Raw genomic sequence first — 21,386 nt, 5'->3', positions numbered from 1 at the left:
CGTTTTACCGATGTTCTGTTGGAGCGGGACTTGATCGACACACCTGTTAAGGTCAAGACCAGCCTTGGCCTCGCAATGGATAAATTCACCGACATCTCGCCGGAATACGGCCTTGCAGAGCAATACGCCGCCGCGCTCGACTGGTGGCGCGATGCGGGGGTGGATTGCGATTATGTCGATACTCCCGAGAACTGGCTGGGTCGTGCGGAGGCGGATGCACCCGCTCCCTTGGCTGCGGCCGAAACAAAGGCGGCCGAGCCCGCGCCGTTCAAACCAGCAATCTCGCCTGCCGATTTGCCTGACACACTCGCAGCATTCCACGACTGGTGGATGGCGCCCGAAAGCCCTCTGCCCCGCACACCAGCCCCGCGCATCGCGCCGCGTGGGCAGGCGGGTGCCGCGCTGGCCATTATCGTCCCGATGCCCGAGCGTGATGACCGAGACGCCTTGCTATCCTCTGTGCAAGGCAGGTTCATTGCGAATATCGCGCGGGCGCTCTCGCTTGATCCGGACACCATTTACCACGCCTCGGCCCTGCCTTCGCATCTGACCCTGCCCGATTGGGCGGAGTTGCAGCGTGAAGGGCTTGGCACGGCGCTGGCGCGGCATATTGCGCTGGCAAAGCCGCAGCGGGTGATCCTGTTCGGTAGCCCCTTGCCGCTGCTGCTGGGCCATGATCCTGCTGCTGCGCCTGACAGCTTTTCTTCGATCGAGGGCATTCCCGCCCTCGCCACCTTCGCACCCGACCGCCTGCTCGATCACCCGCGCCAACGCGCGCGGTTTTGGCAGCGGCTGCTTGCCTGGACGTCTGCATGACCACTCTGTTCTCCCGCTTCCTTGCCGCCTCCGCCGTCATCGGAGCCGCCCTGATCCCGGCCAGCGCCATTGCGCAGGAGCCGAATACCCGCACGTACTTCACCGCGCGGATCGCCACGCCCGAAGTGCCGCAGCAGCTTTCGGCCAGCGACCGGGAGCATTACCGCGCGGTTTTCCAGGCTATCGAGCGCAATGATTGGACGACGGTAGAAAGCCTGCTGAACCAGCGCCCCGACGGATTGCTGACCGATGTGGCGCGGGCGCAATATTATCTCGATGCCGAATCTCCGCGCATTGAGCTTCCCGCCTTGCTGGATTGGCTGAATACGGGCCGCGAATTGCCGCAGGCTGAAGCGATCGGTCGCTTGAGCACCACGCGCGGGGCGGCAAGCGCGCCAGACCTTCCCTATGCCCGCGAATTGGTCGGGCAGAACTCAATGCCGCGCCGCAACCGCCCGCGCAGCGTGGACGACGGGACGATGCCGGGCAATATCCGCTCGGCCATTCTGGAACGTATTACCAATGACGATCCCGATGGCGCGCGCGTCCTGCTCGACGGGGTCGATGCCGCATTGAGCTCCGAAGCGCGGGCGGAATGGCGGGCGCGCGTGGCGTGGAGCTATTTCATCGAGAACCGCGACGCCGAAGCGCTGGCGATGGCGCAGACCGTAAGCGTCGGCAGCGGCGCGTGGGTGGCAGAAGGCGACTTCACCGCTGGCCTGGCCGCTTGGCGGCTCAACGATTGCCGCCAGTCGGGCGATGCGTTCCAGCGTTCGGCGGCCGGAGCAACCAGCCCCAATTTGCGCACCGCCGCGCTGTATTGGGGCAGCCGTGCCGCGATGCGGTGCCGCCAGCCCGATCTGGCGAACCAGTTGCTGACCGATGCGGCGCTTGATGATCGCACCATGTATGGAATGCTCGCGGCCGAGCAGCTTGGTCGCCGTTTGCCCGACAGGGTCGAAACCGCAGACTTCACCCAGCAGGACTGGCAGAGGCTCGGCGGTATCGAGAATGTGCAGGTGGCCATCGGGCTGACCGAAATTGGCGAGGATGTCCTCGGTAGCCAGGTTCTGCTGCATCAGGCGCGAATTGGCGATCCGGCGGATTACGAGCCCTTGTCGCGCCTTGCCCGCGCGCTCGGCTTCCCGCAGACCCAGCTGTACATGGCATTGAACGCGCCAATGGGCACGCAGGCTGACGAGGCATCGCATTTCCCTGCGCCAAAGATCGCTCCCTATAATGGATGGCGCGTTGATCCCGCGCTCGCCTTTGCGCATATCCTGCAAGAGAGCAATTTCCGCGCCGATGCGCGCAGCCCGGCTGACGCGATGGGACTGATGCAGATCACTCCGATTACGGTGCGCCAGCACGCGCCGACGCTCGGTCTCAGTGCCAGCAGCGTCAACATCTACGATCCAGGTACAAATCTCGCTTTCGGCCAGCGCAATCTGGAAATGCTGCGCGACGATCCGACGACGCGCCAACGCCTGCCAGTCATCATGGCGGCCTATAATGCCGGGATGACGCCGATCCGCCGCTGGGAAAGCGAGATCAACGATTTCGACGATCCGCTGCTCTACATGGAAGCGATCCCCTATTGGGAGACGCGCAGCTATGTGGCCATCGTGATGCGCAATTACTGGATGTACGAAAGGCAGGCGAACGCGCCCTCGCCCACCCGGATGGCACTGGCGCAGAATGGTTGGCCGCTTTTTCCCGATGGCAACGGCCTGAATGACGGTCGCGCCTACATGTCTGCGGGCGGACAATAGCGGCACTTCCCAAGCCAAGCGCGGAAATCCGCCAAAATTGTCCTCAAACGCGACAAAGTGATGCTTAATTGCGACTACTCTGCAACGCCTTTTCAAAACACGGTGCACAGCGCGAAATTTTACGATAAGGCACTATCGGCATAGTCGCAAAATATGGCTAGGAAGCCAATGATGCTGCGGATTGATTCGCAGTGGTTTGATTATAGGGGATATCCGGATGAGGAAAATCACGACCGCCCTGATGAGCGCAACCGCGCTTGTCTCACTGCCCGCAATGGCTCAGGACGGTGGGTTCTACATTGGCCTGGGCGCTGGCGTGCTCAGCGCGGAAGACACCACGCTCGAGCAGAACGATGTCGTCCAGATCGACATCGACAATGATTATGGCTGGGAAGGCGAAGGCGTCATCGGTTACGATGCCGGTCTGCTCCGCTTCGAAGTCGAAGGTTCTTACAAGAACTGGGAATTCGACAGCATGACCAGCGACCTGCGGGTTCCCGCCAGTTTCGCGCCCGATGGTTCGGTGCAGCTTTCGGATCCGGCCCAGACCGAATTCGACCCGATCGGCGGCAATGCCGAAGTGTGGAGCGGGATGCTCAACATCCTTCTCGACCTTGGTGGTGAAGGCAATGGTTTCGGCGCCGCAGTTGGTGGCGGTGTTGGCGTTTCGAACGTCCGCATCCTCGACCTGCAGGCCTTCTCGACCGGTGACTACATCATCGAAGAAGACAATGACGTGCGTTTCGCATGGCAGGCGATAGCGCAGATTTATGCGCCGATCACCGATCGCATCGATGCTTCGCTGAAGTATCGTTACCACAATGTGGAAGGCCTGAGCTTCACCGATACACTGGGTCGTGATTTCGACTCGCAGATCGGCACGCACTCGGTGCTGGGGACGTTCATCTACAACTTCGGCGGTGACGAGACTCCTCCCCCCCCCGCCGCCTCCCCGGCCGGGGGTGGGGGGTGCCACGCCCGACACGTCGAACCCCCATCCCCAACCCCTTCCCCAAGGGGAAGGGGCTTCGCTGGCCGATCTGGCTTACGAAGCCGCCAAGTTATGCAAGGCCGATCTCGTCACCGAAATGGTCGGCGAATTCCCCGAATTGCAGGGCCTGATGGGCGGCTACTACGCCCGCGCCGAGGGCCTCGATCCGCAAGTCGCAGACGCGATCCGCGATCACTACAAGCCAGTGGGGCAGGGCGACGATGTGCCGACCGCTCCGGTGACGGTGGCGGTGTCGCTGGCGGATAAGTTGGATACGCTCCTATCTTTCTTCGCCGTCGATGAGCTTCCTACAGGCTCAAAAGATCCATTTGCTTTGCGTCGCGCAGCTTTGGGAATAGCTCGAACCATCATATTCAACGCCATTCCCTTCAACCTGGGCGGCTTGCAGTCTCGATGGGATTGTGAGTTTGACCCGGATAAACGAGGCTGGATCAAGACACAAGCAGGCCTTGGCATAAGCGAGACCATTCTCGGTAAGCCAAATCCGCATGATCTCGAAGCATTGTTCTACGGCTTATCACCTGCCGAGTTTATGGAAGTATTGTCGGACACCAATTGGCGCGAGGAGGTAGTTAGCAACGAAAGAAGGACCCTCGACTTCTTCGCCGAACGCCTCAAAGTCCAGCAGCGCGAGGCGGGTGTCCGCCACGACCTGATCGACGCGGTGTTCGCGCTTGGCGGGGAGGATGATCTTGTCCGGCTACTCGCCCGCGTTCATGCGTTGCAGGCGTTTGTCGAAACCGGGGACGGGGTGAACCTCCTCGCCGGGTACAAGCGAGCGGCGAATATTCTCAAGAAGGAAAACCACCCCCTCGTCACCCCGGCGCAGGCCGGGGCCCAGCTGGATTCCGGCCTGCGCCGGAATGACGACATGATGAGCACAGGCGACGAAGACCCGCTCGAAAATGTCGACGATCCCGAAATGCGCGCAATCTACGCCGAGCAGATCGCGCAATCCGGCTCCGGCCTTTCCTACACGCCCGAAGCGGCCGAAAAGGCGCTGATCAATGCGCTCGATGCAGCCGAGCCGCTGGCGGCGGAGGCCATCGCGAAGGAAGACTTCGCCGCCGCCATGTCCGCGCTGGCCAGCTTGCGTGCGCCGATCGATGCGTTTTTCGAGGAGGTGACGGTCAATGATGCCGATCAAGCCAAACGAAAGTCGCGCCTCGCTCTGCTTGCGCGCTTCCGTGCTGCAGTGCACAATGTGGCCGACTTCTCGAAGATCGAGGGGTGAGGATGGTGCTATCCCCCAAGTGTCATCCTTCGTATTTCGGGACTTTAGCCAGGCAATAACAGAGGTTTGAACGATATTCCCGAAAGTGACACGGTGTCACCTTTGTCACCCGGGGCGTTCAGGAAAGAAAGCCAGTTTATGAAAACGGTCTACACCTTCGGCGGAGACGCTCCGCATGACGAATCAAGACAGAAGGACAAGACCGTCACCGGCGGCAAAGGGGCGAACCTGGCGGAGATGGCGGGCATTGGCCTGCCCGTGCCGCCGGGCTTCACCATCACCACCGAAGAATGCGTGCGCTACCTGCAAGAGGGCGCGGATTTCAGCGACCAACTGCGCGCCGATGTCGCCAACGCGCTGACGCATATCGAAGGCGCCGTCGGCAAACGCTTCGGCGATGCGGCTGACCCGCTGCTCGTGTCGGTACGCTCCGGCGCGCGCGTTTCCATGCCCGGCATGATGGACACCGTCCTCAATCTCGGCCTGAATGACGCAACCGTGCAGGGCCTTGCCGCCACCAGCGGCGATCCCCGGTTCGCCTGGGACAGCTACCGCCGCTTCATCCAGATGTATTCGGACGTTGTCCTCGGCCTCGATCACGGGCTGTTCGAGGAAGCGCTGGAAATCGCCAAGGAAGACAAGGGCTACTTCACCGATACCGAGCTGGAGTCCGAAGACCTCGAAGCCTTGGTCGGCGAATACAAGTCCATCGTCGCAAACGAGCTGGGCAACAGCTTCCCGCAGGATGTGACCGAACAGCTATGGGGCGCGATTGCCGCCGTGTTCGACAGCTGGGATAGCGAACGCGCCAAGGTGTACCGCCGCCTGAATGCCATCCCCGGCGATTGGGGCACCGCAGTCAATGTGCAGGCGATGGTGTTCGGCAATATGGGCAATAGCAGCGCCACCGGCGTCGCCTTCACTCGCGATCCTTCGACAGGCGAGCGCAGCTATTACGGCGAATGGCTGGTCAATGCGCAGGGTGAAGATGTGGTCGCGGGCATCCGCACGCCGCAATATCTCACCAAGGCGCGCCGCGAAGCCGCCGGAGCAGAGCTGCCGAGCATGGAAGAAGCCATGCCCAAAGCCTATGGCGAGCTGGCGCGTGTGTTCGACCTGCTCGAAGCGCATTACCGCGATATGCAGGATATCGAGTTCACCGTGCAGCAGGGCAAGCTGTGGATGCTGCAAACCCGTTCGGGCAAGCGCACTGCCAAGGCCGCGCTCAAAATGGCGGTGGACATGGCGGGCGAGGGGCTGATTTCGGAGGAAGAGGCAATCCTGCGCGTCGATCCGATGGCGCTTGACCAGCTGCTCCACCCGACGCTCGACCCCGATGCGCCGCGCGATGTGCTTGGCGAAGGGCTTCCCGCGTCTCCCGGCGCTGCCTCGGGCAAGATCGTGCTCGACGCCGATACGGCAGAGCTGTGGGCGAACCGCGAGGAGGAGGTAATCCTCGTCCGCGTGGAGACTTCGCCAGAGGACATTCACGGAATGCACGCGGCCAAGGGCATCCTCACCGCGCGCGGCGGGATGACGAGCCACGCTGCCGTGGTGGCGCGCGGCATGGGGCGACCCTGCGTCTCCGGCGCGTCGGCGGTCTCGATCAACCTCGCCGAACGCACGCTGCGCATCGGCCAACGCGAGCTGAAAGAAGGCGATGTCATCACTTTGGACGGCAGCACCGGCAAGGTGATGGCAGGCCGCGTGCCAACTATCGAGCCGGAGCTGGCGGGCGACTTCGGCACGCTGATCGGCTGGGCAGACAAATACCGCCGCATGGGCGTGCGCACCAATGCGGAAACGCCCGAGGATTGCCGCACCGCACGCCAGTTCGGCGCGGAAGGCATTGGCCTGTGCCGCACCGAGCATATGTTCTTCGATGCCGGACGCATCAGCGCGGTGCGCGCGATGATCCTCGCTGATGACGAAGCCGGGCGGCGCGCTGCGCTGGAGCGGCTGCTGCCCGAACAGCGCGGCGATTTTGCCGAGATTTTCCGCACCATGGCGGGCCTGCCTTGCACGATCCGCCTGCTCGATCCGCCGCTGCACGAATTCATGCCGACCCGCGATGCCGAGTTTGCCGATCTGGCCGATGATCTGGGCGTGGACATCGAGCACCTGAAGCGCCGCGCGGCAGAACTGCATGAATTCAACCCGATGCTGGGCCATCGCGGGTGCCGCCTCGGCATCACCTTCCCCGAAATCTACGAGATGCAGGCGCGCGCCATCTTCGAGGCGGCAGTGGCCGTTACGGGCGAGGGCGGCGAGCCGGTCGTCCCCGAAGTGATGATCCCGCTGGTGGCGACCAAGAAGGAACTCGAAATCCTGCGCGCGCTCGTGGTGCGCACCGCCAACACGGTGTTCGAGGAAATGGGCGCAAGCGTCGATTACCTCACCGGCACGATGATCGAACTGCCGCGCGCCGCGCTGATGGCGGGCGAGATTGCGGAGGAAGCGCGCTTCTTCAGCTTCGGCACGAACGATCTGACGCAGACCGCTCTCGGCGTTTCGAGAGACGATGCCGGGCGCTTCCTCGGCTCCTATGTCGATCAGGGCATTTACGAGCGCGATCCGTTTGTCAGCCTCGATATCGACGGAGTCGGCCAGCTGGTCGAAATCGCGGTGGAGCGGGGCAGGGCGACGCGGCCCGACATCAAGCTGGGCATTTGCGGCGAGCATGGCGGCGACCCCGAAAGCATCGCCTTCTGCGAGAAGGTGGGCCTCGATTACGTCAGCGCCTCGCCCTACCGCGTGCCGATTGCGCGGCTGGCGGCAGCGCAGGCGGCGCTTAAGGCTAAAGGCTGATCGTCGAGCGGCGGCCTGTCAGCGTGATGATTTCAAACGTCTCGCTGACTTTGCCGTCCGCATCGGCTTGCGCCAGAAAGGCCGCCCGCGCGCGCTCCAAACCGGAGCGGCCGAGCGGCGGGGCGGCGGTTGCCAGCACATTGCCGAGCGCCTGCTCGCGCAAGTCCTGAACCAAGCGGTCGAGCGAGGAGTAGCGCGCCGTGAGGGTGTAGCTATCGACCACCGGATCAGCCCATCCGGCGCGGCCCAGGAGTTCGGGGCACGAGCGCGGATCGATCATCGGATGCATCCGCGGCGCGGCGCGGTCGGGCTCGGCCTCAAACATGGCGCGGCGCAGCTTGCCAAGGCTCTGTCCGCCAACAAAGCTCGCCATCGCCAGCCCGCCGGGCACCAGCAGCTCGCGCATCTGGATCAGCGCGCCGACCAGATCGTTGACCGTGCCGAGCGAATTGACGCTGGCGGCCAAATCATAGGTGGCGGAGGTGTATGGCAAGGGATCGTCGAAATCGTGCTGCCACCCGCCGTCAAAGCAGGCGTCATGCTCCCAAGGCGATTCGCAGAAGACCGACGCCCCGAAGCCCTCTGCCAGTATCCGCGCCGGCTGAAGTCGCAGAAAGCCGAGCCGGTCGAACAGATCATCCGCCATCGCCTCGATCAAGAACCATGCTGGTTCGCCCCGGTCCGCCAGCACCGCAGCGCGACGTTTGCGCGCCAGCTTCCGGGTGGGGGAAAATATGCACGGCGGAGATTTGCGCTGCGATAACATCGCCGCTTGCCTACAGTCCCATGCCGCGTCAGCATAGCGCCAATGTCACTTTCCCGAACCCTGTCAGAGACATTCGCGCCCGTTGTGGACCTCGTCTATCCTCCGCGCTGCCCGCTCTGCGGCGAAGGGCTGGCGGCGCAAACCGGTTTGTGCACCGCGTGCTGGAGCGAGCTGGTCATCCCCGGCGAGCCTTGCTGCCAACGATGCCAGCGCCCGTTCTCCGTCGACAGTGCGAGCGGCCTGACTTGCGCGCCCTGCCAGCAACGCCCGCCGCCGCATGACGGAGTGTATGCCGCTACGCTCTACAACGACACGGCGCGGCAATTGGTGCTCAATTTCAAACATGGCCGCAAGATTGCCCTTGCGCCCATGCTCGCGCGGCAAATGGCGGCGCGCTTGCCCGAACTGGATGGCGAGTGGCTCGCTGTGCCGGTGCCACTGCATCGCTGGCGGCTGTGGAAGCGCGGCTTCAACCAGTCGGCGCTGCTTGCGCAGCAGCTGGCGAAGCGCGAGGGGATCAGCCTGTGCGTTGACGGATTGCAACGGGTGCGCGCCACACCCAGTCTGGGCGGGCAGAACCGGAGGCAGCGTGCCGACACCCTCAAAGGGGCAATCCGCGTCAAACCGTCAAAGGCCGGGATGATCGGTGGAGCGCAGATCCTTCTGGTCGACGATGTCCTCACCAGCGGCGCGACCAGCAATGCCTGCGTCGCGGCGCTGAAAGCGGCGGGGGCAGCCAAAGTGAAAATCGCCTGCTTTTCCCGCGTGCTGGAGGAGGCCATGAAGCCGCCAACGAAAAACGCCCGGAGGTTTCCCTCCGGGCGTTCACGTGACGATAACGCTGGAACCTCGCGCTAACCCCCCAGAAAGCGCGGCAGTCCCAAACCCTCATGTGAAACAGGTGCCCTTTTGGGCCTCCCGCTCCTCCCATTCCTTGGCCGAAACCTTGAAATGAACCGCAGCCCGTCGAGCTGCTGAGAGGCTTCATTCCACGCGCGGGCTTGCGGGGCAAACGCCATTCATCCTAGTGACAGAATTTGGAACGGCATTGTGTTCAAGATGCAACAAATCCGCAAAGCCGGAGGCGGCTTTGCAGCAAGATAAGGGCTCCCCGCGAAGTGACCGACGCCACAAATGATCGCGAGCAAGGCAGCACGCTGCTGCCCAAATTCGACGCCAACGGATTGCTGACCGCGGTGGTGCAGCATTGTGCATCGGGCGAAGTGCTGATGGTCGCCTTTATGAACGCCGAGGCACTGGCCGCGACACAGGCAACGGGCAAAGCGCATTTCTACTCACGCAGCCGCAAAGCGCAATGGATGAAGGGTGAGACATCCGGCAACACGCTGTCAGTGCGCGAAATGCTGGTCGATTGCGATCAGGACGCGATCCTGCTGAAGGTGGAGCCGGCTGGGCCGACTTGTCACACGGGCGCGCACAGCTGCTTCTACCGCAAGCTGGAGGATGGCGCGCTGTCACAATTGTAACGCTCATTCGAAAGCGAGAATGTGGGCGAGGGTGTTGGCCATTGTGCGGCCTGTAGCATCGCCACGCTAAAGAGCCGCACAATAGCCCGCTTGCGATTACTCGGTCGGCAGGAAGTCCGGAACCGAAAGGTAACGCTCGCCCGTATCGTAATTGAAACCGAGCACGCGGGTGCCGGGGGCGAGATCGGGCAGCTTTTTGGCAATCGCCGCCAGCGTTGCGCCGGAACTGATGCCCACAAGCATCCCCTCTTCCGCCGCCGCGCGCCGCGCCATCGCCTTGGCCGCATCGGCATCGACCGCGATTGCGCCGTCGATCGACTGGGTGTGGAGGTTGCCGGGGATGAAACCTGCTCCAATGCCCTGAATGGGGTGCGGGCCGGGCTGTCCGCCCGAAATAACCGGCGACAGTTCGGGCTCGACCGCCCAGGCCTTCATCGCGGGCCAAACCTTCTTCAATTCTTCGGCGCAGCCGGTGAGATGGCCGCCCGTGCCGACGCCGGTAATCATCGCATCGATAGGCGTATCGGCAAAGTCGGCGAGGATTTCCTGCGCGGTCGTGCGCGCGTGGACGGCAGGGTTGGCGGCATTCTCGAACTGCTGCGGCATCCATGCGCCTTCGGTCTGCGCAACCAGTTCCGCAGCGCGTTCCAGCGCGCCCTTCATGCCCTTTTCCTTGGGCGTCAGATCGAAGCTTGCACCATAGGCTAGCATCAGGCGGCGGCGTTCCAGGCTCATGCTCTCGGGCATCACGAGCACCAGCCTGTAGCCCTTGACTGCGGCGACCATCGCCAAGCCGATGCCGGTGTTACCGCTGGTCGGTTCCACAATCATGCCGCCCGGCTTCAGATCACCCGCAGCCTCCGCCGCTTCGACCATGGCCAGCGCGATGCGATCCTTGATCGATCCGCCGGGATTGGCCCGCTCGCTCTTGATCCACACCTCGTGGTCGGGGAACAGCTTGGCAAGGCGGATATGCGGCGTGTTGCCGATGGATTGCAGGATATTGTCGAACTTCATGGCTCAGCTCCCTTGGTTGGCGGGCAGGTTACGAGATGGCGTGTCGTCCGCGTCTTGCAACGTTTCGGGCGGATCGAAGGTGCGGGTGGTGCGCAAAACGGGGAAGATCCGGCTCCACAGCGCCACAATCGCCAGCGCGCCCGCGCCGCCCGCCACAATCGCGGCAACCGGGCCGAGCAGATAGGCGAGCGCGCCCGAAAACGCATCGCCGCCTTCGTTGGAGGCGCTGATCGTCATCATGCTGACAGAGGACACACGCCCGCGCTTGTCGTCCGGCGTGTGCAGCTGGATGAGCGACTGGCGGACATAGACACTGAACATATCGGATGCGCCGATCACAAACAGCATGGCAAGGCTCAGCACCAGATTTGTGGACAGCGCAAACCCGATGGTCGCCAGCCCGAACACCGCCACCGCCCACAGCATTTTGGGGCCGACATTGCTGTGCAATGGTCTGATCGAGAAGAACAATCCGGTCAGGATCGCGCCGGCGGGTGTCGCCGAAGCGAGCAGCGCGAGGCCGGTCTCGTCGGTGTGCAGAATATCGCGCGCAAACACCGGGATCAGTGCGTTCGCTCCGGCAAGGAAGACCGCGAACAGATCGAGCGTGATCGCGCCCAGCACCATCTTGTTGCGCCCGACATATTGCAGCCCGTCGACAATCGCCCCGATGGGTCGCTGATCCTTACGCATGGCAGGCTGCGGCACCGCGCCGATTGTGGAGAGTGCCACCAGCGAGAGCGTAAAGAGCGCAAGCGCAACGGCGTAGGGAAGCTCCGGCTGCACCGCATAAAGCACCGCGCCAATCGCCGGGCCGACCAGCCGCCCGACTTGCCAGGAGATAGAAGAAAGCGCGATGGCCGTCGGCAGAACGCTTTTGGGCACAAGATTGGGAGCAAGGGCCGACAAGGCCGGGCCGGAAAAACACCGGGCGATCCCGAGAAGGATCGCCACGCCGAACAGGATCGGAAGCGTGATCACGCTCTGCCACGTGCACCAGAACAGCACTCCAGCGCAGGCCAGTTGCAGTATCACGGTCAGCCGGGCGAGCGAGCGCCTGTCGAACCTGTCGGCCGCCAGTCCGGAGAAAGGCGTCAGAACGAAAAGCGGGAGAAATTGCAGCAGGCCGATAATCGCCAACTGCCCGGCGCCCTCGGCCACATTCATCCCGCTGTCGCGCGCAAGGTTGTAGGCCTGCCACTGGATCACCAGCAGCATCGCATCCAGCGCCAAAGTCATGCTCAGGCGGGATAGCCAATACGCGCGATAATTGGCGATCCGGAACGGGTGGGGGTGTTCGGGGCGGGGCGTTTCACTCACCCGCGCCCAATGGCAGCGCGCGCCGCGCTTGCCAAGCTAGCTTAGATTGTAACGGGTAAAGCTGGAAACGGGCTTCAGCCGCGCCGACGCAGCGCCGGATTGGGTTGCATTTCGGAAATCATGCGCTGGAAATCGTCCAAGCGAACGATGCGTTCGAACTGGAAGCCTGCGCGCTCGTGGGTCACCCAGATGCAATAGGCTTCGATGCGCCCTACGGCGGGCAGCCGCACGATCAGGCGGTCACCCCGCGCAACTTCCACGGCACCATCGGTCATGAAGCCATGCGCCGACACATTGGAAATGTGCATCTTCAGATCACCGTGCAGCAAATGCTCCGCGATGACCGAGAAATCCACCGGATGCCGCGACGCGCGTCGCAGATCGGTGACTGACAATTGTGCGCCTCCAGCCATGTGGTGCGGCCCTCCGTATAATTGCAGAGTGCCTTTTCGCAGCAAAAGGTGGAGATTGTGTAAAATCAGCCGTGGCGCAGAATCGCGTGCCGTTTCTTGCCCAGGCTGAGACGCAGCTCGACGCCTGCCGCAGGACAGGCGATCAGGTGGGCGGGATCGGTAATCGTCGCGCCATCAAGTTTGACCGCACCCTCGACCAGTTTGCGCTTCGCCTCGCCATTGGAGGCGGTGAAACCGAGTTCGGTCAGGGCGGCACCGATGCGGATGCCTTCGGCAGGCACTGCGAGTGCGGGCAAATCCTCACCCAGGCCGCCCCCGGCAAAGGTCTGCTCGGCGGTGGCCTTGGCAGATGCCGCCGCCGCTTCGCCGCGCACCAGCCGCGTGACTTCGTCCGCCAGAACAATCTTGGCCGCGTTGATCTCGCTGCCTTCGAGGGCTTCAAGGCGGGCGATTTCGTCAAGCGGCAGATCGGTGAACAGTTTCAGGAACCGGCCCACATCGCGGTCATCGGTGTTGCGCCAGAATTGCCAGAAATCATAGGCGGGCAGTTGCGCCTCGTTCAGCCACACCGCGCCTGCCGCCGTCTTGCCCATTTTCGCGCCATCGGCTGTGGTAAGCAGCGGCGTGGTGAGGCCGAACAGTTCGGTTCCGTCCATCCGGCGGCCCAGTTCCATGCCGTTGACGATATTCCCCCACTGGTCGCTACCGCCCATTTGCAAGCGCACGCCCATTTCCTTGGAGAGATGGCGAAAATCATACCCCTGCAGGATCATGTAATTGAATTCGAGGAAGGTCATCGGCTGTTCGCGTTCGAGCCGCAGCTTGACCGAATCGAAAGCCAGCATCCGGTTGACCGTGAAGTGCGTTCCCACCTCTTGCAGCAGCTCGATATAGCCGAGCTTGCCGAGCCAATCCTGATTGTTCACCATCACCGCATCGGTTGGCCCGTCACCAAAGGTCAGCAGCTTGTCGAACACGGCAAAGATGCCCGCGATATTGGCCTCGATCGTCTCGTCCGAGAGCATTTTGCGGCTTTCATCGCGGCCCGTGGGGTCACCAATCCGGGTGGTGCCGCCACCCATCACCACAATCGGCCTGTGCCCTGTCTGCTGGAGACGGCGCAGCATCATGATCTGCACCAGCGATCCGACATGGAGCGAAGGGGCGGTCGCGTCGAAACCGATATAGCCGGGCACAATCTGCCGCGCGGCAAGGGCGTCCAGTCCCGCCGCGTCCGTCATCTGATGGACATAGCCACGCTCTTCAAGCAATTGCAGCAAATCGGAAGTGTAAGTCGTCATCTCGGTGTACCGGGGCCTCTTAACCAGGTGGCGGCGCGTAGCACGAGGAACACTGCTTGCAAACGTATGAACTGGCTGCGCACCCGGCCCATCCCCCGCTCGGCGTGCTGCGAGTCGAAGCGCGCATCTTGTCCATCAACGATAGCTGGCTGCGCATCCGCTGGCGGATCGACGGCGCGGCAAGGCTGGTTATGCCGCCTTTTGCCGGAAAGGGGCGGGCGGATAAACTGTGGCAGACGACCTGTTTCGAGCTGTTTATCCAGCGCAAGGGCGAAGACGCAGCATACTCCGAATACAACCTTTCCCCGTCCGAACGCTGGGCGGCCTATGACTTTAGCGCCTACCGCGAAGGCATGGCCGAACGCCCCTTCGCGCGCGAACCGGACTGCGTGATGCGGATGGGCCAGTCGATGGCGATATTCGACGCCAGCCTGCCGCGCGCGCAAATACCCGACCCACCGTGCCGTCTGGGCCTTGCGGCGGTGATCGAGGAAGAGGGCGGCGTGAAGAGCTATTGGGCGCTGGCCCATCGCGGCGCTGCACCCGATTTTCACGATCCCTCTTGCTTCGAAGCCAGTCTTGCGCGAACCCGCGCGGCATGAAATTCGGAATCGACAGGCTTCTTGCCGAGCCAGACCTGCTGGAAGCGCTCAAGGGCAGGCGGGTTGCGCTCGTGGCGCACCCCGCCTCGGTCACCGCAGATTTGACCCACAGCCTTGATGCACTGATCGCAGCGGGCGTGAATGTCACCAGCGCCTTCGGCCCGCAGCATGGGCTGAAGGGCGACAAGCAGGACAATATGGTGGAAACTGCGGACGAGACCGATCCGCATTACGGCATCCCTGTTTTCTCGCTCTACGGCGAAGTGCGCCGCCCGACCGGCCAGATGATGTCGAGCGCGGATGTGTTCCTGTTCGATCTGCAGGATCTGGGCTGCCGCATCTACACATTTGTGACGACGCTTCTCTACCTACTGGAAGAGGCGGCGAAGCATGGGAAGACCGTCTGGGTGCTCGATCGCCCCAATCCGGCGGGCAGGCCGGTTGAGGGCACGTTGCTGTTGCCGGGGCATGAAAGTTTCGTCGGTGCCGCGCCCATGCCGATGCGGCACGGGCTGACGATGGGCGAGATGGGCCACTGGTTCATCCGCCATTTCGCGCTCGATGTCGATTACCGCGTTGTCACGATGCACCATTGGCTGCCCGAGGGGCCGGGCCTTGGCTGGCCGGAAAGCCGCATTTGGATCAATCCCAGCCCCAATGCGGCCAATCTCAACATGGCGCGTGCCTATGCCGGAACGGTGATGCTGGAAGGGGCGACGCTGAGCGAAGGGCGGGGCACCACGCGCCCGCTTGAAGTGCTGTTCGGCGCGCCCGATGTCGATGCGAAGGCGGTGCTGGCCGAGATGCATCGGCTCGCTCCCGACTGGCTCGCGGGCTGCGCCTTGCGCGAATGCTGGTTTGAACCGACCTTCCACAAGCACGCAGGCAAGCTGTGCAACGCGCTCATGATCCATGCCGAAGGCGGGTTCTACAATCACGCGGCATTCCGCCCCTGGCGTTTGGAGGCGCTCGCCTTCAAGGCAATCCGCAGCCTCTACCCCGATTACCAGCTATGGCGCGGCACCGATTTCAAATACGAATATACCGACAACGTTCTCGCCATCGATGTAATCAATGGCGGGCCGGGATTACGCGAATGGGTGGATGACGCTGAGGCAATGCCTGCCGATCTCGACACGCTGTCCGCGCCCGATGAAGCGCAGTGGCGCGAAGACGTGGCGGAGCTGCTGCTTTACTGAGCGCGGTGCAACAGCGGCGCTTCGGCCTGCGAGCGCGGCGGCAGCGGCTGGATACCGCTACTGGTCACCATGAAGTCGCACCCGCCAATATTGTAATCCACCGCGCGCACCATTTGTGGCCTGTCAGGCGAAGCCGGTTCGCGGCGAAATTGGGCCTGCCCGCGCTCTTCCATGACGGTTTCCCAAGTATCGGCGCAATTGGGGGACGGCAAAGGCGCGATGTCTTCAAAGACAAGCGGCGCATCTTCTACCGCCGGTGCGATGAGCGGATCGCCAACCAATGGGTCTGTATTCGCGACCAGCAAGGGCGAAGTGAGCAGGCAAGCTGCGGTTAGGACTTTACGGGCCATACGTTAAACTCCTGATGTCCTGAAGCTATACCATTGGTGCGGCGCAAGGTGAACCCTCACTCCGGCGCATTGCCCTGCGTTTGCGGTCGCACGGTGCGGAAAGCCACCCGGACAAAAACTTCCGAGCTTGGCTGCGGCGGCGGAGCGATCGTCCCGGTGGCGGTGGGAACAGGTGTCGGCGGGGCGATTTCCTGCGCGCCATTGGCGGCTTGTTCCAGTGCCTCGCTGGCAACCGTCGCGGTGACAGTGGGCGATGGTGCGGGTTCGGGCAGGGGCTCGAACCGCGCATTGGCTTGTAGTGCCCGGCACACACTGGTGGCAGACGCATTGCGCATCTGTGGAGGCGTGACCTGACTGCTGCCGCCAATCGTGCAGCCCGTGACAGAGCCCCCCGGCGCCACCGTCAGATAGGCGGCGATCACGCCGGTGACTTCCCCGTTGCCATACATCTGGCGGGGCAGATCCTGCTGGCGCACCCAGCTTTCGGGAGCAATCGGGATTCGTCCTGCGTCGGGAGCCAGACTCGTGGCGACGGCAACCTGCGGCAGCAAATCGCGCGGCGGAGGGGCAGGCGGTGCTTCAATAGGTATGGTTGGCGTGGCCGTTGGAGCAAGCACGGGTGCAGACGCGGACGTCTCGTCGTCACGGCTGCCGGGAACGCTCGCATATTCACCCAGCAGCATTCCGCCCACCGCAGCCAGCGCACCAGCCGCGACCAGACCAAGAATGATCCAGACGAGCTTACCGCTGCGCTTTGTGTGCGGGTCGCTAGGAGGATCGTCTTCGAAATCGCTTTGATCAAACGCCTCGGGTGATACTGGAACAACTTCGGTCACCCCGTCGTCGTCATCCTCTTCCTCGCCATACAAGGCCATCGGTGTTGTAGCCGAAGCGAACATGACGGTTTTCTCCAGCTCGTCCCCGTCAGTTTGCACCCATTCTTCCAGCGCCGTAAAGATCGGGCCGACGCGCCCCAGCACATCGTCCGCCGAGCGGAGGCGGTTTTCGGGGTGTGGTGCCAGCATCGCCGCCAGCATGGGTCGCATCGGCTCGGCAATGGCCGACAAGTCAGGCAGTTCGCGCCGCATCCGGATCGCCGCTCCGGGGGTATTGCCCATATTGATGCTCTTGCCCCGGGCGAGACCGACAATCACCAGCGCGAGGCTGAAAATGTCGGTCCACGGGCCGATGGGATAATCGGGTTCACCCAGCTGTTCGGGCGCGACGAAATTGTATTTGCCGGCAAAGCCCGATCCGATGATCGTTGTGCCGTCCCCTGCGGTATCCTTCACAATCCCGAAATCGATGATCTTCGGGCGTTCGATATCGCCGTCCTCCAGCAGGATATTATCGGGCGCCATATCGCGGTGGACGATTCCCGCCTTGTGCGCCGCGCGCAATCCGATAGCGAGTTCGCTAAGCAGCGAGAGCAATTCCTGCGGGCTGAATTGCCGCTTGCCGATCAGCGATTTGAGGCTGGGGCCGTCGATAAATTCGGTGACAATGAAGCTGAGATCGAGCGCCGGATCATGCGCAAAGGTGCGATAGGCGACCAGGCGCGGATTGTTCAGCCGCAGCATCGCCTTCACTTCCTTGCCAAACATTTGTTTGAACAGATCATCATCGGCCTGTTCGGCGCGGATCACTTTAATGGCGACATGGTCTTCCTCCATGAAGATATTCGCCGCGCGATAGACAGCGCCCATGCCGCCTTCGCCAATGCTTTCGAGTATGCGGTAATTGTTGTTGAGCACGGTTCCGGGTGCAAGCGCCAGCCGCCCCGTTCCGCCGCCTCCCACATCGCCTGCCATGACACCCCTTCGCACGGTTCCGCCTGCTGCCAGCCTAAGCCAGAGCGGCGCGAAGTGCCAGAGGCCAGGGGCTCTTCTAGTCTGCCAGCGCGATGGCCCGCATTCCCAGCAGGTTGAGCGTCGACAGATCGACTTCGGCGTCCGGATTGTTCCAGCCCAGCGATACGATAAACCACTCGCCCGCCGCATTGCGCAGCAGCCAGGTCAGATTGAGCACGCCCGGCTCCGACCCGCCCTTGTAGCCAACATAGTCCCACCGCTCGGCGATGGTCTCGCCGACCGCTGGGTTCACTCCCATCACGCCGAAGGCGTTATCATCCTCTAGCGCGGTCATCCGCGTGAACAGCGCGGCCAAATCCATGGGCGAGGCGAACCATTCGACCTCGATATTGTTCGGCCCGCTGCTGAAAGCGCCCAGAATCTCGGCATCTTCGCGTTCGGCGCCAGCCAGAGCGGCAAGGCGCCCCCGCCGCTGTTCCTCGGAAAGGGCGAGATAGGCCGCGCCGTCAAAGCCGGGCTCCGACTTTAGCAGAAACAGCTCGCGTGTGGTCAGCATCGGGCGCATCTGCGCAGGATCGGCATGACCGCTCGCCGCCACTTCTGCCTCCACCGCCTCACGCCCCAGCACCGCGATCAGTTGGTCGGTCGCGGTGTTGTCGCTGATCGAAATCATAAGCGTCGCCAGCGTGTGCAGTGTCACTGGTGCGCCTTCGGGCCAGTCCTGCATCATCCCGCTGGGATAGCTGCGGGTGTTTAGCGCGATCGTATCGTCCCACTCCAGTTCGCCCGCGTCCACCGCCTGCGCCAGCGCGGACAGCACGTAGAGCTTGAAGGCGGAGCCCAGCGCGAGCGGGGTTGCCGCATTATGCGCGGCGATGGGCGTATCGGCACCCAATTGCATGACCAGCAGATTGCTCTGCCCGGGAAGCGCCGCCACATCTGCGACCAGCGCCTCGATGCTGTCATTCAGCGGTTCCACGCCGGTCAGCAGCAAGCCGTTCACCAGATGCGGCGACCCGCCTTCGATATTAAGCGTGGCAGTCGCCATTCCACGTTCAAAGCGGATGCGGATGACGCCTCCGGTCGACGATGCGGCCGCGACATCTTCCAGCCCGATCAGCGCGCCGAACTGGGCTTCCAACTGCGTGGTAATGGTCTGGAATTGCGCTTCGGGAACCTGTGCGCGGAACCCTTCGCTGAACACCGCGGCATAGGGCATTTCACCACCAAGCACCCGCACCACGTCGCCCGCTCGCGTTTCGAGCGGCGCAGAGACTATCGCGCCCGCCTCGGCCTCCTGCGCGAAAGCAGGTGACGGCATGAGTGAGGGCACCAGCGTTATTGCTGCAAAAGCGGCGAGAAGCGATTTCATGGCAGAGACCCCGAAGTTTCTAACCCACAGCTTGGGCGAGGGGAACACAAAGGTCAACGCGCCGCCCGACGAAGCGCGCGCTTCGCCAGACGCAGGGTGTTGCGTGGCACCCTACGCGTCGATCATTTCCCGATCGATCTCGCCCGCGCGGTTCTGGATGAAGTTGAAGCGGTGTTCCGGATTGCGGCCCATCAGCTGGTCAACGAGTTCCTTCACCGCGAACCGCTGTTCGTGCTGTTCGGGCAGGGTGATGCGGATCAAGCTGCGGGAGGCGGGGTCCATCGTCGTTTCGCGCAGCTGCCCGGGGTTCATTTCGCCAAGCCCCTTGAAGCGGCTGACTTCGACCTTCTTGCCCTTGAACACAGTGCGCTCGATTTCGGCGCGATGTTCGTCATCGCGGGCGTAGAGACTCTCCTTGCCCGCCGTCAGACGATACAGCGGCGGCTGCGCGAGATAGAGGTGCCCGCCGCGCACCAGATCGGGCATTTCCTGGAAGAAGAATGTCATCAGCAGCGTGGCGATATGCGCGCCGTCGACATCGGCATCGGTCATAATGACGACGCGGTCATAGCGCAGATTTTCTGCGTCACAGTCCTTGCGCATCCCGCAGCCTAGCGCGAGCGCGAGATCGGCGATTTCGGAATTGGCGCGGATCTTGTCGGCAGTGGCGCTGGCCACGTTGAGGATTTTGCCGCGAATCGGCAGGATTGCCTGCGTCTTGCGATTGCGCGCCTGCTTGGCGGAGCCGCCTGCCGAATCGCCTTCGACGATGAACAATTCGGTCTCGCCTTCGCCGTCGCCGCTGCAATCGGTCAGCTTGCCGGGCAGCCGCAGCTTCTTGGCGTTGGTGGCGGTCTTGCGCTTGATTTCGCGTTCGGCCTTGCGTTTGAGGCGTTCCTCCATCCGTTCCATCACCGCGCCGAGCAGCGCCTTGCCGCGCTCCATATTGTCGGTGAGAAACTGGTCGAAGCGGTCGCGTACGCCGTTTTCCACCAAGCGCGCGGCTTCGGGCGAGGTGAGGCGATCCTTGGTCTGGCTCTGGAATTGCGGGTCGCGGATGAAGACGCTGAGCATGATTTCCGCCCCGGTCATTACGTCATCAGCGGTGAGGTCTTTGGCCTTTTTCACGCCGGTCAGCTCGCCAAAAGCGCGCAGCCCCTTGGTCAGCGCAGCGCGTAGCCCTGCTTCATGCGTACCGCCATCGGGCGTGGGCACGGTGTTGCAATACCAGCTTGTCGAACCGTCCGACCATAGCGGCCAGGCGACCGCCCATTCGACCCGGCCCATCTGCTGGCCGTCATCATTCTCCGGAAAGTCCTGATTGCCTGCAAAGAAATCGGCGGTGACGCATTCACGGTTGCCGACCTGCTCTTTCAGATGATCGGCAAGGCCGCCGGGAAACTGGAACGTCGCCTCGGCGGGCACATCGTCAGAGACTAGCGAGGGCGCGCATTTCCAGCGGATCTCCACCCCGGCAAACAGATAGGCTTTGGAGCGCGCAAGCTTGAACAACCGCTTGGGATTGAACTGGCGATCGCCAAAAATCTCCGTGTCGGGGACAAACGTCACGCTCGTCCCCCGGCGATTGGGTGTGTCACCGATTTTGCCGATTTTGCCCTGCGGCAGGCCGCGCGAGAATTCCTGCGCATAGACCTGCTTGGCGCGTGCGACCTCCACCCGCGTCAGGCTGGACAATGCGTTGACCACGCTCACCCCGACGCCATGCAGGCCGCCGCTGGTGGCATAGGCTTTGCCCGAAAACTTGCCGCCCGAATGCAGCGTCGTGAGGATAACTTCGAGCGAGGATTTGCCGGGAAATTTCGGATGCTCGTCCACCGGTATGCCGCGGCCGTTATCGGTGATGGTCAGGCGGTTGCCTTCCTCCAGCACCATTTCGATGCGGTTGGCATGGCCGGCCACCGCCTCGTCCATCGCGTTGTCGAGAACCTCGGCAGCAAGGTGGTGCAGCGCGCGATCATCGGTGCCACCGATATACATACCTGGCCGACGGCGGACGGGCTCCAGCCCTTCCAGCACCTCGATGGAGGAGGAATCATAGTCGCCGCCAGAGCTGGCGGGGCCGTCAAAAAGGTCATCACTCATACG

At 62.9% G+C, this 21,386-nt stretch carries 16 protein-coding genes and 2 pseudogenes; 9 read left to right on the top strand and 9 right to left on the bottom strand.

Annotated features, from left to right (window positions below):
- The first annotated feature begins 30 nt into the window (after positions 1 to 30).
- The 5 genes and pseudogenes from GC121_RS12005 (at position 31) to ppdK (ending at position 7,642) form a co-directional block, all read left to right on the top strand.
- The gene (locus GC121_RS12005; RefSeq protein WP_151974660.1) at positions 31 to 816 is read left to right on the top strand and encodes a hypothetical protein; all 786 of its coding nucleotides are present in this window, start codon (positions 31 to 33) and stop codon (positions 814 to 816) included.
- Complete coding sequence (locus tag GC121_RS12000) at positions 813 to 2,588, top strand: lytic transglycosylase domain-containing protein (RefSeq protein ID WP_151974658.1); 1,776 nt, start codon at positions 813 to 815, stop codon at positions 2,586 to 2,588. The genes GC121_RS12005 and GC121_RS12000 overlap by 4 nt, the downstream gene beginning before the upstream one ends.
- Before the next feature lie 217 nt (positions 2,589 to 2,805).
- Positions 2,806 to 3,375: pseudogene (locus GC121_RS15870) on the top strand (flagellar motor protein MotB); the annotation flags it as partial.
- Between the two features lie 256 nt (positions 3,376 to 3,631).
- Positions 3,632 to 4,834: pseudogene (locus GC121_RS11990) on the top strand (glycine--tRNA ligase subunit beta); the annotation flags it as partial.
- Between the two features lie 138 nt (positions 4,835 to 4,972).
- Positions 4,973 to 7,642, top strand: a complete 2,670-nt coding sequence (gene ppdK, locus GC121_RS11985; protein WP_151974654.1) for a pyruvate, phosphate dikinase — start codon at positions 4,973 to 4,975, stop codon at positions 7,640 to 7,642.
- Here ppdK and GC121_RS11980 read toward each other — a convergent pair.
- Entirely contained in the window at positions 7,632 to 8,408 is a 777-nt protein-coding gene (locus GC121_RS11980; RefSeq protein ID WP_199857848.1) for a methyltransferase, read from the bottom strand. The two genes, ppdK and GC121_RS11980, sit on opposite strands and share 11 nt — an antisense overlap.
- A 42-nt stretch (positions 8,409 to 8,450) precedes the next feature.
- Here GC121_RS11980 and GC121_RS11975 point away from each other — a divergent pair, with 42 nt between their 5' ends.
- Both GC121_RS11975 and hisI read left to right on the top strand, forming a co-directional pair.
- On the top strand, positions 8,451 to 9,266 hold the full coding sequence (locus GC121_RS11975; protein ID WP_151974650.1) for a ComF family protein: 816 nt from the start codon (positions 8,451 to 8,453) through the stop codon (positions 9,264 to 9,266).
- A gap of 260 nt (positions 9,267 to 9,526) precedes the next feature.
- Positions 9,527 to 9,895 (top strand): phosphoribosyl-AMP cyclohydrolase, encoded by a 369-nt coding sequence (gene hisI / locus GC121_RS11970; protein ID WP_151974648.1) that lies wholly within the window; start codon positions 9,527 to 9,529, stop codon positions 9,893 to 9,895.
- Between the two features lie 96 nt (positions 9,896 to 9,991).
- Here the strand turns inward: hisI and cysK are convergent, their stop codons facing one another.
- The 4 genes from cysK to tyrS all read right to left on the bottom strand — a co-directional run bounded on the left by cysK (position 9,992) and on the right by tyrS (position 13,946).
- Complete coding sequence (cysK, locus tag GC121_RS11965; RefSeq protein WP_151974646.1) at positions 9,992 to 10,912, bottom strand: cysteine synthase A; 921 nt, start codon at positions 10,910 to 10,912, stop codon at positions 9,992 to 9,994.
- A 3-nt stretch (positions 10,913 to 10,915) separates the two neighbouring features.
- The gene (locus GC121_RS11960; protein WP_151975721.1) at positions 10,916 to 12,151 is read right to left on the bottom strand and encodes an MFS transporter; all 1,236 of its coding nucleotides are present in this window, start codon (positions 12,149 to 12,151) and stop codon (positions 10,916 to 10,918) included.
- Positions 12,152 to 12,306: 155 nt separating this feature from the next.
- Positions 12,307 to 12,645 (bottom strand): PilZ domain-containing protein, encoded by a 339-nt coding sequence (locus GC121_RS11955; RefSeq protein ID WP_151974644.1) that lies wholly within the window; start codon positions 12,643 to 12,645, stop codon positions 12,307 to 12,309.
- Between the two features lie 65 nt (positions 12,646 to 12,710).
- The gene (tyrS, locus tag GC121_RS11950) at positions 12,711 to 13,946 is read right to left on the bottom strand and encodes a tyrosine--tRNA ligase (RefSeq protein ID WP_151974642.1); all 1,236 of its coding nucleotides are present in this window, start codon (positions 13,944 to 13,946) and stop codon (positions 12,711 to 12,713) included.
- A 56-nt stretch (positions 13,947 to 14,002) separates the two neighbouring features.
- Between tyrS and GC121_RS11945 the strand changes: the two genes are divergently transcribed.
- Together GC121_RS11945 and GC121_RS11940 are read left to right on the top strand one after the other, a co-directional pair.
- Positions 14,003 to 14,548 (top strand): DOMON-like domain-containing protein, encoded by a 546-nt coding sequence (locus GC121_RS11945; protein WP_151974640.1) that lies wholly within the window; start codon positions 14,003 to 14,005, stop codon positions 14,546 to 14,548.
- Entirely contained in the window at positions 14,545 to 15,747 is a 1,203-nt protein-coding gene (locus GC121_RS11940; protein WP_151974638.1) for an exo-beta-N-acetylmuramidase NamZ domain-containing protein, read from the top strand. Before GC121_RS11945 ends, GC121_RS11940 begins: the two co-directional genes overlap by 4 nt.
- Here the strand turns inward: GC121_RS11940 and GC121_RS11935 are convergent.
- The 4 genes from GC121_RS11935 to parE all read right to left on the bottom strand — a co-directional run bounded on the left by GC121_RS11935 (position 15,741) and on the right by parE (position 21,383).
- Positions 15,741 to 16,097, bottom strand: a complete 357-nt coding sequence (locus tag GC121_RS11935) for a hypothetical protein (protein WP_151974636.1) — start codon at positions 16,095 to 16,097, stop codon at positions 15,741 to 15,743. The two genes, GC121_RS11940 and GC121_RS11935, sit on opposite strands and share 7 nt — an antisense overlap.
- A 56-nt stretch (positions 16,098 to 16,153) precedes the next feature.
- Positions 16,154 to 17,908, bottom strand: coding sequence for a serine/threonine-protein kinase (locus tag GC121_RS11930; RefSeq protein ID WP_199857847.1), 1,755 nt, complete (start codon positions 17,906 to 17,908; stop codon positions 16,154 to 16,156).
- Between the two features lie 76 nt (positions 17,909 to 17,984).
- Complete coding sequence (locus GC121_RS11925; RefSeq protein WP_151974632.1) at positions 17,985 to 19,280, bottom strand: serine hydrolase; 1,296 nt, start codon at positions 19,278 to 19,280, stop codon at positions 17,985 to 17,987.
- A 111-nt stretch (positions 19,281 to 19,391) separates the two neighbouring features.
- Positions 19,392 to 21,383, bottom strand: a complete 1,992-nt coding sequence (gene parE / locus GC121_RS11920; protein ID WP_151974630.1) for a DNA topoisomerase IV subunit B — start codon at positions 21,381 to 21,383, stop codon at positions 19,392 to 19,394.
- Positions 21,384 to 21,386: the final 3 nt, after the last annotated feature.

The sequence above is a fragment of the Erythrobacter sp. EC-HK427 genome (assembly GCF_902498745.1).
In the GTDB taxonomy this organism is placed as follows: domain Bacteria; phylum Pseudomonadota; class Alphaproteobacteria; order Sphingomonadales; family Sphingomonadaceae; genus Alteraurantiacibacter.
The sequence above is the reverse complement of the archived record's forward strand: the minus strand, read 5'-3'. Positions and strand labels throughout refer to the sequence as shown.

Excerpts from the sequence above, each read along its gene's own strand:
- GC121_RS11925 (WP_151974632.1), bottom strand. The coding sequence starts at position 19,280 with ATGAAATCGCTTCTCGCCGCTTTTGCAGCAATAACGCTGGTGCCCTCA.
- ppdK (WP_151974654.1), top strand. The coding sequence starts at position 4,973 with ATGAAAACGGTCTACACCTTCGGCGGAGACGCTCCGCATGACGAATCA.
- GC121_RS11935 (WP_151974636.1), bottom strand. The coding sequence starts at position 16,097 with ATGGCCCGTAAAGTCCTAACCGCAGCTTGCCTGCTCACTTCGCCCTTG.
- GC121_RS11980 (WP_199857848.1), bottom strand. The coding sequence starts at position 8,408 with ATGTTATCGCAGCGCAAATCTCCGCCGTGCATATTTTCCCCCACCCGG.
- GC121_RS11975 (WP_151974650.1), top strand. The coding sequence starts at position 8,451 with ATGTCACTTTCCCGAACCCTGTCAGAGACATTCGCGCCCGTTGTGGAC.
- GC121_RS11930 (WP_199857847.1), bottom strand. The coding sequence starts at position 17,908 with ATGGCAGGCGATGTGGGAGGCGGCGGAACGGGGCGGCTGGCGCTTGCA.
- GC121_RS11960 (WP_151975721.1), bottom strand. The coding sequence starts at position 12,151 with ATGACTTTGGCGCTGGATGCGATGCTGCTGGTGATCCAGTGGCAGGCC.
- GC121_RS12000 (WP_151974658.1), top strand. The coding sequence starts at position 813 with ATGACCACTCTGTTCTCCCGCTTCCTTGCCGCCTCCGCCGTCATCGGA.
- GC121_RS11940 (WP_151974638.1), top strand. The coding sequence starts at position 14,545 with ATGAAATTCGGAATCGACAGGCTTCTTGCCGAGCCAGACCTGCTGGAA.
- GC121_RS11955 (WP_151974644.1), bottom strand. The coding sequence starts at position 12,645 with ATGGCTGGAGGCGCACAATTGTCAGTCACCGATCTGCGACGCGCGTCG.
- parE (WP_151974630.1), bottom strand. The coding sequence starts at position 21,383 with ATGAGTGATGACCTTTTTGACGGCCCCGCCAGCTCTGGCGGCGACTAT.
- tyrS (WP_151974642.1), bottom strand. The coding sequence starts at position 13,946 with ATGACGACTTACACTTCCGATTTGCTGCAATTGCTTGAAGAGCGTGGC.
- cysK (WP_151974646.1), bottom strand. The coding sequence starts at position 10,912 with ATGAAGTTCGACAATATCCTGCAATCCATCGGCAACACGCCGCATATC.